Annotated in this window: 16 protein-coding genes; 8 read left to right on the plus strand and 8 right to left on the minus strand. The window is 59.9% G+C overall.

All coding sequences use genetic code 11. The annotated features are described in order from the left end of the window. Window positions 1–39: 39 nt before the first annotated feature. Genes cysT through PL640_RS03630 form a run of 3 tightly spaced genes read left to right on the plus strand, consistent with a single transcriptional unit; the run spans window position 40 to window position 2,814 of the window. A complete protein-coding gene (cysT, locus tag PL640_RS03620; RefSeq protein WP_010971172.1) occupies window positions 40–897 on the plus strand; it encodes a sulfate ABC transporter permease subunit CysT in 858 nt (285 codons plus the stop codon). Further along, window positions 890–1,762 carry a sulfate ABC transporter permease subunit CysW gene (gene cysW / locus PL640_RS03625; RefSeq protein ID WP_271360814.1) on the plus strand — a complete coding sequence of 291 codons (873 nt, stop codon included), beginning with the start codon at window positions 890–892 and terminating at the stop codon, window positions 1,760–1,762. The genes cysT and cysW overlap by 8 nt, the downstream gene beginning before the upstream one ends. Window positions 1,763–1,773: 11 nt before the next feature. Beyond that, window positions 1,774–2,814 carry a sulfate/molybdate ABC transporter ATP-binding protein gene (locus PL640_RS03630; protein WP_271360815.1) on the plus strand — a complete coding sequence of 347 codons (1,041 nt, stop codon included), beginning with the start codon at window positions 1,774–1,776 and terminating at the stop codon, window positions 2,812–2,814. A gap of 694 nt (window positions 2,815–3,508) precedes the next feature. Here PL640_RS03630 and PL640_RS03635 read toward each other — a convergent pair. From PL640_RS03635 to PL640_RS03655, 5 genes are all read right to left on the minus strand, one after another. Continuing rightward, a complete protein-coding gene (locus PL640_RS03635) occupies window positions 3,509–3,874 on the minus strand; it encodes an HVO_A0114 family putative DNA-binding protein (protein ID WP_142839291.1) in 366 nt (121 codons plus the stop codon). After that, on the minus strand, window positions 3,871–4,152 hold the full coding sequence (locus PL640_RS03640; protein ID WP_271360816.1) for a toxin-antitoxin system TumE family protein: 282 nt from the start codon (window positions 4,150–4,152) through the stop codon (window positions 3,871–3,873). The genes PL640_RS03635 and PL640_RS03640 overlap by 4 nt, the downstream gene beginning before the upstream one ends. Before the next feature lie 55 nt (window positions 4,153–4,207). Then, window positions 4,208–5,221: an NAD(P)H-quinone oxidoreductase gene (locus tag PL640_RS03645; protein WP_271360817.1), complete on the minus strand. Its 1,014-nt coding sequence runs from the start codon at window positions 5,219–5,221 to the stop codon at window positions 4,208–4,210. A 336-nt stretch (window positions 5,222–5,557) separates the two neighbouring features. Next, window positions 5,558–7,360, minus strand: coding sequence for a GGDEF domain-containing protein (locus PL640_RS03650; protein WP_271360818.1), 1,803 nt, complete (start codon window positions 7,358–7,360; stop codon window positions 5,558–5,560). Window positions 7,361–7,541: 181 nt separating this feature from the next. Next, window positions 7,542–7,778 (minus strand): ribbon-helix-helix domain-containing protein, encoded by a 237-nt coding sequence (locus tag PL640_RS03655; RefSeq protein ID WP_271360819.1) that lies wholly within the window; start codon window positions 7,776–7,778, stop codon window positions 7,542–7,544. 383 nt (window positions 7,779–8,161) lie between these two features. On the opposite strand from PL640_RS03655, the gene betI reads away from it, so the two are divergent. Genes betI through betA form a run of 3 tightly spaced genes read left to right on the plus strand, consistent with a single transcriptional unit; the run spans window position 8,162 to window position 11,985 of the window. Next, on the plus strand, window positions 8,162–8,782 hold the full coding sequence (gene betI, locus PL640_RS03660; RefSeq protein ID WP_271360820.1) for a transcriptional regulator BetI: 621 nt from the start codon (window positions 8,162–8,164) through the stop codon (window positions 8,780–8,782). Window positions 8,783–8,794: 12 nt separating this feature from the next. Further along, window positions 8,795–10,276 carry a betaine-aldehyde dehydrogenase gene (gene betB / locus PL640_RS03665; RefSeq protein WP_271360821.1) on the plus strand — a complete coding sequence of 494 codons (1,482 nt, stop codon included), beginning with the start codon at window positions 8,795–8,797 and terminating at the stop codon, window positions 10,274–10,276. Between the two features lie 59 nt (window positions 10,277–10,335). Further along, on the plus strand, window positions 10,336–11,985 hold the full coding sequence (betA, locus tag PL640_RS03670) for a choline dehydrogenase (RefSeq protein ID WP_271360822.1): 1,650 nt from the start codon (window positions 10,336–10,338) through the stop codon (window positions 11,983–11,985). A gap of 3 nt (window positions 11,986–11,988) precedes the next feature. Here betA and PL640_RS03675 read toward each other — a convergent pair whose 3' ends face one another. The 3 genes from PL640_RS03675 to PL640_RS03685 form a co-directional block, all read right to left on the minus strand. Further along, entirely contained in the window at window positions 11,989–12,288 is a 300-nt protein-coding gene (locus PL640_RS03675; RefSeq protein ID WP_142839299.1) for a type II toxin-antitoxin system RelE/ParE family toxin, read from the minus strand. Beyond that, the gene (locus PL640_RS03680; RefSeq protein WP_142839300.1) at window positions 12,285–12,557 is read right to left on the minus strand and encodes a YlcI/YnfO family protein; all 273 of its coding nucleotides are present in this window, start codon (window positions 12,555–12,557) and stop codon (window positions 12,285–12,287) included. Before PL640_RS03680 ends, PL640_RS03675 begins: the two co-directional genes overlap by 4 nt. A 99-nt stretch (window positions 12,558–12,656) precedes the next feature. Continuing rightward, a complete protein-coding gene (locus PL640_RS03685; RefSeq protein ID WP_271360824.1) occupies window positions 12,657–13,409 on the minus strand; it encodes a DUF3750 domain-containing protein in 753 nt (250 codons plus the stop codon). Between the two features lie 73 nt (window positions 13,410–13,482). Between PL640_RS03685 and PL640_RS03690 the strand changes: the two genes are divergently transcribed. Together PL640_RS03690 and PL640_RS03695 are read left to right on the plus strand one after the other, a co-directional pair. Then, window positions 13,483–14,481 carry an asparaginase gene (locus tag PL640_RS03690; RefSeq protein WP_271360825.1) on the plus strand — a complete coding sequence of 333 codons (999 nt, stop codon included), beginning with the start codon at window positions 13,483–13,485 and terminating at the stop codon, window positions 14,479–14,481. A gap of 162 nt (window positions 14,482–14,643) precedes the next feature. Next, a complete protein-coding gene (locus PL640_RS03695) occupies window positions 14,644–15,264 on the plus strand; it encodes a glutathione S-transferase family protein (RefSeq protein WP_271360826.1) in 621 nt (206 codons plus the stop codon). Window positions 15,265–15,374 lie beyond the last annotated feature (110 nt).

Raw genomic sequence — 15,374 nt, forward strand, 5'->3', positions numbered from 1 at the left:
CCTGGAAATGTACAAAAACAAAGATTATCCGGAGCCTTGATGAGCAATAATACATCCGGAAACAGGTGGAAATGGCGGCAGTCGAGCGTCATACCCGGCTTCGGCCTGACGTTTGGTTACACCGTCACCTATCTGTTTCTCATCATTCTTATTCCGCTCGGCGGCCTCGTCTGGTCCACGGCGAAACTTGGTTTTGCAGATTTTATCGCGATTGCCACCGATAGCCGCACGCTGAATGCGCTGCGCGTCAGCTTCGGCACCGCCTTCATCGCCGCGCTGGTCAACGCTGTTTTCGGCGTCATCGTCGCCTGGGTGCTGACACGGTATCGTTTTCCTGGGCGCCGTTTCGTCGACGCCATCGTCGATCTGCCCTTCGCCCTGCCGACGGCGGTGGCGGGTATCGCGCTCACCACGCTTTATGCCAATCGCGGCTGGGTTGGTTCGCTGTTCGAACCCTTCGGCATCAAGATCGCGTTCACGCCGACCGGCATCGTCATCGCGCTGATCTTCATCGGCCTGCCCTTCGTGGTGCGCACGGTGCAGCCGGTCATGGAAGAGATCGACCGGCAGGTGGAGGAAGTGGCGGCGACGCTCGGCGCCAACCGTTTCCAGACCATCACCCGCGTTCTGCTGCCAAGCCTCACGCCCGCCATCCTCACCGGTTTTGCACTCGCCTTCGCGCGCGGTGTCGGCGAATATGGTTCGGTCATCTTCATCGCCGGCAATATTCCGTATGTTTCGGAAATCGCGCCGCTCCTCATCGTCATCCGGCTGGAGGAGTTCAATTATGCGGCCGCGACCGGCATCGCCACCATCATGCTGATCATCTCCTTCGCCATGCTGTTCCTCATCAATCTCATTCAGGCCTGGAGCCGCAAGAGGTACGGTTATGTCTGATCCCGCTTCCCGCACCTCGCCCCGACCGTTCCGCGATCCCGCCAGCGAAAGCCTTCCCGCCCGGCTGGCGCTGATCGCCATCGCTTTCCTGTTCCTTGCGGCCTTCCTCGTGCTGCCGCTCGTCTCGGTGTTCTTCGAAGCCTTCCGCAAAGGCGGGGAAGCCTTCTGGGAAGCCATTGTCGAGCCGGACGCGCTGTCGGCCATTCGCCTCACACTGCTTGTCGCCGCCATCTCGGTGCCGCTCAACGTAGTCTTCGGCGTTGCCGCCGCCTGGGCGATCGCCAAGTTCGAATTCAAGGGCAAGGCGTTCCTGATCACGCTGATCGACCTGCCATTCTCGATCTCGCCGGTTATATCAGGTCTGGTCTATGTCATCCTGTTCTCCGCTCACAGCGTGCTTGGCCCATGGCTGAAGAGTTACGGCATCGAAATCCTGTTTGCGGTGCCGGGCATCGTGCTCGCCACCATCTTCGTCACCTTTCCCTTCGTCGCGCGCGAGTTGATCCCGCTGATGCAGGATCAGGGCAATGGCGATGAGGAGGCGGCGATTTCGCTTGGCGCTTCCGGCTGGCAGACCTTCTGGTATGTCACACTGCCGAATATCAAATGGGGCCTGCTTTACGGCGTGCTGCTCTGCAACGCCCGCGCCATGGGTGAATTCGGCGCCGTCTCTGTCGTGTCAGGCCATATTCGCGGCGAGACCAACACCATGCCGCTGCACGTGGAGATACTCTATAATGAGTACAATATCGGCGCGGCCTTTGCGGTGGCGACGCTGCTTGCCGGTCTGGCACTGGTGACGCTCGTTCTCAAAACCATTCTCGAAATACGCTTTGGCGCGGGCAACGCAGCCGGCAAGCATTGAAAGGCATCTTCATGGAAGTGAAAGTTTCCGGCATCACCAAGCAGTTCGATCGGTTTCCGGCGCTGAACGACGTGTCGCTCGACATTCGTTCCGGTGAGTTGATCGCGCTGCTCGGTCCTTCCGGTTCCGGCAAGACGACGTTGCTGCGTCTGATCGCCGGCCTCGAACAGCCGACGCAGGGTCAAATCTTTTTCGGCGATGAGGATGCGTCGCACCGCACGGTGCAGGAGCGCAACGTCGGTTTCGTGTTCCAGCACTATGCGCTGTTCCGCCATATGACGGTGGCCGACAATATCGCCTTCGGCCTCAAGGTGCGCCCCTCCGCCAACCGCCCGCCGAAAATCGAGATCCGCAAACGCGTATCCGAACTTCTCGACATGGTGCATCTCTCCGGTCTTGAAAAGCGCTATCCAACCCAGCTTTCCGGCGGCCAACGCCAGCGCGTGGCGCTCGCCCGTGCTGTCGCCATCGAGCCGAAGGTCCTGCTTCTCGATGAACCCTTCGGTGCGCTCGACGCCAAGGTCCGCAAGGAGCTACGCCGCTGGCTGCGCGAATTCCACGACCGCACCGGCCACACCACCGTTTTCGTCACCCACGATCAGGAAGAGGCGCTGGAACTGGCCGACCGCGTCGTCGTCATGAGCCAGGGCAAGATCGAACAGGTCGGCACGGCCGATGACGTCTATGATACGCCGAATTCTCCCTTCGTTTTCTCCTTCATCGGGGAATCTTCCAGCCTGCCGGTGACGATCCGCGATGGCCATGTGCTCTTCCAGGGCGAAAGCATCGGCATCGATGAGAGTGGCACGGGCGAGGGCGAGCTTTTCTTCCGGCCCGAAGATGTGGCGCTGACGGAAGAAAAAGACGCGCTTTACGGCAAGGTCACCACCTGTCGCCGCCTTGCCGGCACCCGCATCGCCGAAATCGACATCGCCAATAACGGCCATGAACCCTATCACCTCGAAATCGAAGTGCCGCTCAATGCCGCCGTTGCCGTTGGCGCGGAACTGCGCTTCCGCCCGACGCGGTGGAAGGTTTTTGGGAAGAAGTAGGCAGAAGCGGCTCGATTGGCGGCGTTGGTTCTGCAGTCGCCCTCAGTTCCCCGTCATACCGGCCTCGAGCCGGTATCCAGCCAGCTCAAGTCCTTGGGCTGAAAGGGATCTCCCCGCCGCGCAGATGCGCGCCAGCTGGATGCCGGGTCATCTTCGGGCTTGGTCCGGGGACCGGCATGACGGGAAAGATGTAAGCAGCAACACAAGACGCCGAATTTATAGCGCCAAATTACCCACACCCTCATTCCTGTGCTTGTCACAGGAATCCAGCCGACGCGCGTCTGCGCGACGAAAAAGACTCCTCCAGCCCAAAGACTTGGTCTGGCTGGATCTCTGTGACAAGCACAGAGATGAGGGAGGGGATGCACACAGATAGGGGGAGAAGCTACACGGAGGTGAGCCAGGCACACGTACCGGCCCCACAAATCCAGAAACGGAAAAGGGCCGCCGAAGCGACCCTTCCATGAGTTTGGTCCTGTTTACAGACCCGGGACTGTTTCTCAACGTTCCGAAGGCACAAGAGGTTTACAACGAGGGTTGCCCCGTCGAAAACACACCCTTTCCATTGCCTGCACCAGAGACCGAAATCTCACTAGACATTGGATCACCTCCTTCCGATACGTTGAACATAACTAGAAGGTAGTACGATTCGTGAGTAATGCAAGAGGTGTTGCTTTAATCTGCCGCCGGACAGTTATGCCGCATCTGCAGCCTTCACGTCGAATTCGAAGTGGATGCTGTCATAGGGAAACTCCACGCCGGTCTCGTTCCGGTCGATAATGCCGGCATGGAGGAGCGACGTCACATCGCGGTGAACGGCCTGCACGTCCCGCCCGACCCGACGGGCAACCTCCCGGATGGAAAGCGGTCCCTGTCCGGCGAGAGCCTTAACGATGGCAAGGCGCAATGGCGCGAGAATGCGGTGCAAATCCTCGTAACTGGAAAATTCGACTGATGGTTTCGCCTCCATCGGCTTTCCAGACATCGCCAGATTTCCGGCGGTAACAAAGCGGCTCTTTATGTCCTTGATCGTGCTGAGACGGACAGTAAGCGCTGTCATGACAAGATCCTTTCCATATCCGCTTCAAAAGCGTCGAACAGGGCTTCAAGCGAGGTGAATGTGATTACGTCTTCACGTCCATCCATATGACGATGATCGCCTTTGCCGCGTTCATTGTCATAACGCAAAACACATTTCCCTTTGATCACCAGCGCGAGCCGATATTTGAACGGATGGAGACTTCCGGGAACAGGCTCAGGCAAATGCCACAGGACAACCTCAAAGAAGGCCGTTTCATCGATCACTTTACGCGTCTTTTGGAGCAAAACAGCCTTCATGTTGTTATTCATGACAACATGAAGGCTTGTTGTCAATGAAAACAACACATGTGGTTCAAGACACTCGCATCACGATCTTGCCGATATGATTGCTGCTTTCCATCAGCCGGTGCGCTTCCACGACCTCGTCCAGTGCAAAGACCCGGTTGATGACCGGCGCGACCTTGCCGCTTTCGACGAGCGGCCAGACCAGTTCGGTGAGGTCGTCGCGGATCGCGCGTTTTTCGTCGGCGGTGCGTGGCCGCATGGTGGAGCCGGTGACGGTGAGGCGTTTGACCATGATGGGGCGCAAATCGACTTTCTCGGCCGTCGTGCCACCCAGAAAGGCGATGATGGAGAGGCAGCCGTCCCTGGCGAGTGCGGCGATGTTCTTTTCGAAATAGGCCGCACCGATCATGTCGAGAACCACATCCACACCCTTGCCGCCGGTCTCGGCCTTGATGACGGCGGCGAAATCCTCTTCGCGGTAATTGATCGCCCGTCTGGCGCCAAGCTTGACGCAGGCGTCGCATTTTTCCGCGGAGCCGGCCGTCGCATAGACCTCAGCACCAAAGGCTTTGGCGAGCTGGATGGCTGTTGTGCCGATACCGCTGGTGCCGCCGTGGATCAGCACGCTTTCGCCTTCGGTGAGGCCCGCCATCTGGAAGAGATTGGCCCAGACCGTAAAGAATGTTTCCGGCAGTGCCGCGGCTTTGATGGCATCATATCCCTTGGGGAAGGGCAGGGCCTGCCCGGCCGGCACGGTGCAATATTCCGCATAGCCGCCGCCATTGGCGAGCGCGCAGATCTTATCGCCCGGCTTGAATTCGGTGACGCCTTCGCCGAGCGCAACCACTTTTCCGGCAATTTCCAGGCCAAGGATCGGGCTTGCATCTTTGGGCGGCGGATAGATGCCCTGTCTCTGCGCGACATCGGGGCGGTTGACGCCCGCCGCCTCGACCTTGACCAGAATTTCGCCTTTGGCCGGTTTCGGCAAAGCCATCTGCGAAAGCCGCATGACCTCCGGGCCGCCATGGGAGGGAAGGTCGATGAAGCGCATTGTTTCGGGCAGGGTCGTGGGATCGGACATGGGCGAGGGCAACTCCCTGAGGATTGGCGTTACCTTAAAATGTAGGCCGGATGCGTTCTTTATGGAAGGCGGCTCTTTGACGCTGGGACGTGCTGCACGTTTTCGGAGTATACGGGCTTGGAGTGTGCCGCCACGCCCCCTCTGTCCTGCCGGACATCTCCCCCTCAAAGGGGGAGATCAGCAGGAAGCACTAACGTCACTTCATTCTCAAACGTTGAGATGGCCGAGGCCTTGCCGCTTGTCGATCTCCCCCCTTGAGGGGGAGATGTCCGGCAGGACAGAGGGGGGGAGCGGCGCGCACAGAGGCGAACGCATCCCACGCCCAGTGTCCATTTCTCAATTTGTCTCGCCGAACACCCGGATAACCAGCCCGCCTTCGCTTTCCTTGGCGGCGGTTTTCACGCTGGCGATTTCGCTGCCGATACGCTCGGGATTGGCGATGATCAACCCTTTCGGCAGGGTGAGGACCCCGATCGAGCAGCGCAGCAGGGCGAAATCCCGCTCATTGCCGCGACGGTCGAGCCCGACCATGTGGCCGGCCTCGCGGTCCTCGTGCGAATAGAGTTCCGCCACGTCGTCGTGAAAATCGCTGAGCAGGCGTTCGAGGATTTCCGTCAGCTCTTCCACCGTCCAGTCACGCACGCCGACGAAGAAATCGTCGCCGCCAATATGGCCGAGAAAGCAGTCGCCGGCGAAAAAGTAGCGGCGCATCAGTGCTGAAAACAGGGTGATGGCGTGATCGCCGGCGTTGAAGCCGTATTTATCGTTGAAGGGTTTGAAATTGTCGAAGTCGCAATAGCAGAAGAACCGCGTCTCGTCGCCGTCGCCGCAGCTGTCGGCAATGAAGCCACCAATGGCGCGGTTGCCGGGCAGCGCGGTCAGCGGGTTCTGATCCTGCGCCATCTTCAGCTGTTTTTCATTGATGACCTTGATGAGCGAGGCCGCCGAGACGATGCCGGCATAACGCATGTTCTCGGTCAGGATGATGCAGGCGCTGCCGCCCATGCTGGCGAACATGTTCATCAACTGGTCGGCATCCGCATCAAGGCCGACGATCGGCGCGGGATCGACGAAATGGGAAATCGTGCGCTCATAGATCTTGTTCTTGAGCAGGTCACGGCCGAAAGGCCGGTAGATATATTCCTTCAGGTGATATTCGTTGATGACGCCGCGCGGTTCGCCATTGGCGTTGAGAACCGGGAAAAATGCCTGCTGCGGGTTTCTGCGAAACAGCTCGAAAACATTGTCGACGCTGTCATGCTCATAGACGGTGGGAAGACGCTCGATTTCCCGGCGGATCAATATTTCGTCCAGCGACTGGCTGCTGCGCCGCGCCACGCCCATGCGGTTGAGATGCGGAAAGCTCTCCGGCAGCTCGCTGGTGAAGACCGTCGGCCTGGCGATCAGCCAGCCCTGCACCAGATCGACGCCGAATTCGCGGCAGGTCAGGAACTCCGCTTCCGTTTCTATGCCTTCGGCAATCACCCGCACACCGAGAACATGGGCGATGTTGACGATGTTGCGCACGAGGTGCTGCTTGCGCGGAAGATGATCGACGCCACTGATGAAGTGCCGGTCGATCTTCAGGTAGTCCAGCGGATAGTCGCATAAAAGCTTCATCTCGCCGTGACCGGCGCCGAAATCATCGATCGCCAGCTTGAAGCCTTCCTTGCGCATGCGGGCAATCAGCGCCGTAAATTCCGGCACGCTGGTATTGTCGAAACGTTCGGAGAGCTCAAAACAGATGGAGGAGGCCGGAATGCCTGCCCGCGCCAGATGGCCGACCAGCTTGTCGAGAATGGCATCGCCATGCGGGATCAGCCGCACATCGAGATTGAGGAACAGCGTGGTGGAGGAAAAGTCGGGCAGGGTGGAGAACTTTGCCAGCGCCCGGCTTGCCAGCATCTGCTCGAAAGCCTTCAGTTCGCCATCGGCAGCAGCCTGGTCGAGTAGCGCCAGCGGATTGGAAAAGCCAAGCCGGTCATGGCCGCGCATCAGCGATTCATAACCGAAGATCGTGCCCGTCGTCGCCTCGACAATCGGCTGAAACGCGGTTTCGAGCACAAGCTTTGCCATGGGAAACATATGCCCGGAGGCAAATCGCCTTATGACATCATTCTCCATCGTGACGGCCTGCATTTCGTTCTCCGCAATTGGCCGGCCCCCGGTTATTGCATGGCGTGAAAATCCGCCACACGGGGCCGTTTCTTTTACGGCGAACAATTGCAGATTACAGGTCAACAAAAGCTTTCACGACTGTGAAGCTTTGATGAACGTTTTGTCACAACCCCCTCAATATGCGGGGTTGCCGGGAAAGGCCTCAGGCCCGGCGTGCATGCCCGGTGTGAGCGGCGTAAAGTTCCGCAACATTCATGCGTTCCCGGTCCGCTTCGACCGGGGCGGAAGGCGTTGTTTCGCTATTGTGTTGGGCAGAGGCCGCCCATAGCCGCAGCGCGGCCCTGACAACCTCGCTGCCGGATGCGTAAGCGCCGCAATTCACGGCTTCGCGCATTCTTGCTGCCTGTTCCGGGGAAATCGATACTGTTACCATTGGCATGATATCACTCCCTTCTTTAAACGCTGCGATCGAGCCCTTGATGTCCAATTTGCGGACCGGGTACCGTCGTGGTCTATGGCGGGCGTTTTTATCGTTTTTCGTCTGGCGCCGCTTCCAGCGAAATTTGTATCACTTCCCACATTAGCACGAAACGCGTTCCATTCCCAATTCGCAGTATATCACGGTTTAGTTTTTCCCCTGTGAGGAGGGAAAGCGAGCCGCGCCGCAGCGCAAGGTTCATCAGGTTGCTCGGTATTTATGAGATTATCGGAACAAGGCGGCGGAAAATATGATCCATCGCAAATCCGCGACATAAAATGGCGCGTTTTTTATTGATTGATCGATCAATCAAGAATAATTTGCCATCCGTCAAGGAGACGATTATGCCCAAGATCGGAATGGAGCCTCTGCGCCGCAAGGCGCTTGTGGATGCGGCATTGCGCACCATCGGCCACCATGGTTCGCTGAATGTGACGATGTCTGACATTGCCCGGGAAGCGGGCGTGTCGGCGGCCCTTGCGCATCATTATTTCGGCAGCAAGCAGCAGCTTCTTCTGGAAACCATCCGCAGCCTGCTGCGCGACCTTAGGCGCGATGCCGTGGCGGCGCTGACCCGCGCTTCCGGCCCGCGCGAGAGGCTGAGCGCCATCGTGCACGTCTCCTTCCAGAGCGACCAGTTCACGCCGGAAACGGTGGCGGCATGGCTTGCATTTTATGTCGAGGCACAGCGCTCGGAGGAAACCCGGCGGCTGCTGGTGATTTATTCCCGCCGCCTGCGCTCCAACCTCATGGCAAGCCTCAGCCGGCTTTGCCCGCCCGATGACGCGGCGCGGATCGCCGAGGGGGCAGCGGCCCTGATCGACGGGCTCTATATCAGGCACAGCCTGCGTTCGGCCCCGCTTGGCATCGCCTCCGCGCCGGCGCTTGTCGAGGATTATTTCGACATGCAGCTCAAACCCTATCCAGATGGACAGCGCCCCAAGCCGTCCATCCGCGTTCTTTAAGGAGACTTCGACATGACCATCGCGACGCCGCTCAAGGCGCAGCCCAAAGCCTCGCATTTCATCGACGGCGCCTATGTTGAAGACACTGCCGGCACAGTGATCGAGAGCATCTTTCCGGCCACCGGCGAGGTTATCGCAAGGCTGCATGCGGCAACCCCGGCGATTGTCGAGCGCGCCATTGCGTCCGCCAAACGCGCCCAGAAGGAATGGGCGGCAATGAGCCCCATGGCCCGTGGCCGTATCCTCAAGCGTGCCGCCGATATCATGCGTGAACGCAACGATGCGCTTTCGACGCTGGAGACACTCGATACCGGCAAGCCGATCCAGGAAACCATCGTCGCCGACCCGACGTCCGGCGCGGATGCCTTCGAATTTTTCGGCGGCATCGCGCCTTCCGCGCTGAACGGCGATTACATCCCGCTCGGTGGCGATTTCGCCTACACCAAGCGCGTGCCGCTCGGCGTCTGCGTCGGCATCGGCGCATGGAACTATCCGCAGCAGATCGCCTGCTGGAAGGCGGCGCCCGCGCTGGTCGCCGGCAACGCCATGGTCTTCAAGCCTTCGGAAAACACCCCGCTCGGCGCCTTGAAGATCGCCGAAATCCTGATCGAGGCCGGTCTGCCGAAAGGCCTGTTCAACGTCATTCAGGGCGATCGTGATACTGGCCCTTTGCTGGTCAACCACCCCGATGTCGCGAAGGTCTCGCTCACCGGCTCGGTGCCAACCGGCCGCAAGGTGGCCGCCGCCGCCGCCGGGCACCTCAAGCACGTGACCATGGAACTCGGCGGCAAGTCGCCGCTGATCGTCTTCGACGACGCCGATATCGAAAGCGCTGTCGGCGGCGCCATGCTCGGCAATTTTTATTCCTCCGGCCAGGTCTGCTCCAATGGCACGCGCGTCTTCGTGCAGAAAAAGGCCAAGGACCGTTTCCTCGAAAATCTGAAGCGCCGCACCGAAGCGATGATCCTCGGTGATCCGCTCGATTATGCCACCCATCTCGGCCCGCTGGTTTCCAAGGCCCAGCAGGAGAAGGTTCTCGCCTATATCGAAAAGGGCAAGGCGGAGGGCGCGACGCTGGTGACCGGCGGCGGCATTCCCAACAATGTCTCGGGCGAGGGTGCCTATGTGCAGCCGACCGTTTTTGCCGACGTGACCGACAACATGACCATCGCCCGCGAGGAAATCTTCGGGCCGGTCATGTGCGTGCTGGATTTCGATGACGAGGATGAGGTTCTCACCCGCGCCAACGCCACCGAATTCGGGCTGGCCGGCGGCGTCTTCACTGCCGATCTCGCCCGCGCCCATCGCGTGGTCGATGCGCTCGAGGCGGGCACGCTTTGGATCAACACCTATAATCTCTGCCCGGTGGAAATCCCCTTCGGCGGCTCGAAACAATCTGGCTTCGGGCGGGAGAATTCAGCGGCAGCACTGGAGCATTATAGCGAGTTGAAGACGGTTTATGTGAGCACGGGGAAGGTGGACGCGCCTTATTGAAACGTGGCGGGTGGGGTTTCACCCCCCCAAAAACCGGAACCCTTGGGAAAGAAACGGTAATGCAAGCAGATTACATCATCGTCGGCTCCGGCTCCGCAGGTTCCGCCATCGCCTACCGCCTGTCGGAAGACGGTCGTTATTCCGTCATCGTCATCGAGGCCGGGGGGTCGGATTTCGGCCCCTTCATCCAGATGCCGGCCGCACTCGCCTGGCCGATGAGCATGAAACGTTACAATTGGGGTTACCACTCCGAACCCGAACCCAATCTCAACAACCGCCGCATCACCGCACCCCGCGGCAAGGTCATCGGCGGCTCGTCCTCCATCAACGGCCTTGTTTACGTGCGCGGCCATGCCGAGGATTTCAACCGCTGGGAAGAACTCGGCGCGCAGGGCTGGGCCTATGCGGATGTGCTGCCCTATTTCAAGCGCATGGAACACAGCCATGGCGGCGAAGAAGGCTGGCGCGGCACGGATGGGCCGCTGCATGTGCAGCGCGGCCCGGTGAATAATCCGCTGTTCCATGCCTTTATTCAGGCTGGCGCGCAGGCCGGCTTCGAGCTGACGGACGACTATAACGGTTCCAAGCAGGAAGGTTTCGGCTTGATGGAGCAGACTATCCACAACGGCCGTCGCTGGTCTGCCGCCAATGCCTATCTGCGGCCGGCGCTGAAGCGCGGCAATGTTACGCTGGTTGGCGGTTTCGCCCGCAAGATTGTCATCGACAATGGCCGCGCCGTGGGTGTGGAGATTGAACGTAAGGGCGTGGTCGAAACCATCAAGGCCAATCGCGAGGTCATCGTCTCGGCATCCTCCTTCAATTCGCCGAAACTGCTGATGCTCTCGGGCATCGGCCCCGCTGCGCATCTGAAGGACATGGGCATCGAGGTGAAGGCGGATCGTCCGGGTGTTGGCGCAAACCTCCAGGATCATATGGAGTTCTATTTCCAGCAGGTCTCCACCAAGCCCGTCTCGCTATATTCCTGGCTGCCATGGTTCTGGCAGGGCGTGGCCGGCGCGCAATGGCTGCTGTCGAAAGGCGGGCTTGGCGCTTCCAACCAGTTCGAGGCCTGCGCCTTCCTGCGCTCCGCACCGGGCCTGAAGCAGCCTGATATCCAGTATCATTTCCTGCCCGTCGCCATTTCCTATGACGGCAAGGCGGCGGCGAAAAGCCATGGTTTTCAGGTGCATGTCGGCTACAACCTGTCGAAATCACGCGGCATCGTCACGCTCCGCTCGGCCGATCCGAAGGATGATCCGGTCATTCGTTTCAACTATATGAGCCACCCGGAAGACTGGGAAAAATTCCGCCATTGCGTGCGTCTGACCCGCGAAATCTTCAGCCAGAAAGCTTTCGACGATTTTCGCGGACCGGAAATCCAGCCGGGTGAAAAAGTGGCGAGCGACGATGAGATCGACGCCTTTTTGCGGGAGCATCTGGAAAGCGCCTATCACCCCTGCGGCACCTGCCGGATGGGCGACAGGGACGATCCGATGGCTGTCGTCGATCCCGAATGCCGGGTCATCGGCGTGGAGGGCCTGAGGGTCGCCGACAGTTCGATCTTCCCGCATGTGACCTATGGCAACCTCAACGGCCCGTCGATCATGACCGGCGAAAAGGCCGCCGATCATATTCTCGGCAAGGTCCCGCTGCCGCGTTCCAATCAGGAACCCTGGGCGAACCCGCGTGCGGCCGTCAGCGACCGGTGAGGATCAATGGTAATCATCCTCGCGCTGGTGGCGGACGGCGGCGATGGTGACGGTTTCCGGGCTGTCGATGCGGAACAGCACGACATATCCGGAGGAGCCGAAAGGAACGAGGAGTTCGCGCATCAGGCTGTTTTCCGCAGATGCCTTGCGGCAACTGAAGGGAAAGTCGCTAAGGATCTCTAATCCTGCCCTGATGGCGCGGATCGCTTTCTCCGCCACATCGATATCATAGGCAATCAGAAAGTCGTAAATTCGGTCAAAATCACCCAGCGCTTCTTCAGTATAGCGAAGCTCATACGTCATTTCCGCTTCGCGGCTTTCGCAGCATCAAGTTTTCTTTGCATCATCGAGAGAACATCGTCTGTGGTATAATAAATCCCAGTACGCTCCGCCTCTTCGAGAGATGCCAAACCGCGTGCGATAAACTCCGCCTGTGATTTGCGGATCTCCACCTGCCTGCGTACGGAATCTTCAACAAAGGAGGAAAGCGTCTCGCCGTCCTTCAGCACGCTTTCCGCCGCCTCGCGAAAATCCGCCGTTACCCGCAGCGAAGGCAATGTTGCCGTTTTCATGTCGCATCTCCATGCGTTGCAATTGCGATGCGAAGGATGTCTCAGTTATGAGGTGGAGTCAATTTCAAACTCGGCAAAGGTGCCGTAAAGCCCGCTATTTCAGGCCTCCGGACCCGCCACCCCAAAGTAACCCAACCCCGGTATCTTCACCCCCGGCCTGCTGAAATCGACCCCGGCGACCAGACCCAGAAAGTTGATCTCGAAACCACTGCGCGCACCCGCCGAAACGCCGAACAACCCACCGAGCGACACGCTCGCATCCTTCCAGTCGTCGGCAATGTGATAGAACGCGCCGTTCGGCAGGTAGTCGCGGCCCACGGCATCGGGTGGCAGAACGACGCCGAGTTCCGGCACGCTGCGCAGCACATGGGCAACGAAGGTGTTGGAGTTCGGGCCGGGATAGATGCGGTAGCCGCCCGGCTTGGCATAGGGGTAATCGGCAATCGCCTGTTCGATCCTGGGGATCAGCTTTTCCGCCTCAGCACCATGAATGGCCACCACCTGGCGCGGCGTGTTGGAATACCAATAGGCATCGGCCGCATAGCCATTGCGGCGTATGGGCGTTCCCCAACCCACTTTGTCATAACGATCATAGGCCGTCGCACCCGGTTTCTTCAGCACGATCCAGGCATGGCTGGCGACGGAACCCTTGAAGCCGCCGGTCATGGCGGAAAACACGTAAACCGCAGCCGGCTTGTCGGCTCCGGCTTGCGGAAGCGTGCCGGAGGAGGACCAGCGGGCATCGCGCCAGCCCTGCGGATGTTCCCGCATGGCCCACAGCCCGGCGGATGCCAGAGCGGGAAGCAGATAGATAATGGCAATCGCCAGCAGCAGACGTTTTGCAAATTTCACTGATAGCCCCGTGCATCGAAAAATCAATTGCGGTATCAACGGCATAAAATCAGAACTTTTTGAGGCTGCGAACATGAACAATTCCGTTACCGTCGAAGTCACCAGGGGCAGCCTCGTCGAAAGCCGCCATCAGGGCCTTGCCGTGGTGGTGGATGGTGATGGCGGCGTTGTGTTTTCCGCAGGTGATGTCGAGCGCGGCATCTTCCCGCGTTCCGCCTGCAAGGCCATGCAGGCGCTGCCGCTGGTGGAAAGCGGGGCGGCGGATGCCTATGGTTTCGGCGATCGTGAACTGGCGCTTGCCTGCTCCTCCCATTCCGGCGAGGACGCGCATGTGGAACTTGCCGCCGCCATGCTTGCGAAGGCCGGCAGGGATGTCGATACGCTGGAATGCGGTGTGCACTGGTCATCCGACCAGAAAACCATCATCCATCAGGCCCGCACGCTGGAAAAACCGACGGCGCTACACAATAATTGCTCCGGCAAACACTCCGGCTTCATCTGCGCCTGCTGCCACACGGGTACCGACCCCAAGGGCTATGTCGGTTATGATCACCCGCTGCAGCAAGAAATCCGCGCCACGATGGCAAGCCTGACGGGCGCGGCGCTCGGCCATGATAATTGCGGCGTCGATGGCTGCTCAATCCCCACCTATGCGGTGCCGCTCACGGGACTGGCGCATGGTTTCGCCAGGATGGCGACGGGCAGGGGGCTGGAAGAGGGCCGCGCCAAAGCCTCGCGTCGTCTCATCGAGGCCTGCATGGCGGAACCCTTTTACGTGGCAGGCAGCGGCCGCGCCTGCACCAGGCTGATGCAGATCGCACCGGGCAAGATTTTCGCCAAGACCGGCGCTGAAGGTGTCTTCGTGGCGGCCCTGCCGGAAAAGGGCATTGCCATGGCGGTGAAATGCGAGGACGGCACGACGCGCGCGGCCGAAGCCATGGTCTCGGCATTGCTAGCCCGCTATTTTGATGAGGGCAGCGCCGAGCAGCAGGCTCTGACAGGCATGGCCAACCGGCAGATGCGCAACTGGAACGGCATCCATGTCGGTGATATCAGAGTCGTCGGGCTGTAAAATCCGGCGTTAAAAAAACACGATAAAACCTTTGACGCCGCCGGTTGCCGGCACGATGATGGCTTGCCCTGCGCGTGACGGCCGAACCCCGGCCGCCGGCAAGGCTCGGCGTCCGCAGCAAGAGGAAGTGGGCGCCTTCATTGTCCTGGAGGTCGCATATTCATGTTTACCCTGTTTTTCTCCCCCGGTTCCTGCTCCCGCGCCAGCCACATCGTGCTTGAGGAATCCGGCCTGCCTTACACGGCCCACCGTGTCAATTTCGCCGATGGCGAACAGCGCTCAGAGACATTTCTGAAGATCAATCCGAAAGGCCGCGTGCCGGCGCTCGCCACCGCAAGCGGCGTGCTGACCGAGACGCCCGCCATCCTCGCCTTCATTGCCCAGATGGCGCCGGAAAAGAAGCTCGCACCGCTTGACGATCCCTTCGAGTTCGCCGTCATGCAGTCCTTCAACGCCTTCATTTCCTCCACCGTGCATGTCGCCCACGCCCATGGCCGGCGCGGCAGCCGCTGGGCGAGCGACGATAGTTCGCTGGCGGATATGAAGGCGAAGGTGCCGCAGACCATGGGCGAGTGCTTCGAACTGATTGAGCACGGCCTCTTGCATGGCCCGTGGGTTTTGGGCACGGCCTATTCGGTGGCTGACCCCTATCTTTTCGTCATGTCCGGCTGGCTGGAAAGCGACGGTGTGGATATTGCCCGTTTCCCGAAAGTGCACGACCACTTCCGCCGCATGAACGACCGCCCGGCGGTGCAGCGGGCGCTGGCGAGCGAGAGGGGTTGAGCAGATCGCGCCTCCCGTCATTCCGGCCTTGAGCCGGAATCCAGCCAGCCCAAGTCCTTGGGCTGAAAGGGCTCTATCCGACGCGCGCTCGCGCGTCGGCTGGATACCGG

The sequence above is a fragment of the Agrobacterium sp. ST15.16.024 genome, from assembly GCF_027956545.1.
Classification (GTDB): Bacteria; Pseudomonadota; Alphaproteobacteria; order Rhizobiales; family Rhizobiaceae; genus Agrobacterium; species Agrobacterium cucumeris.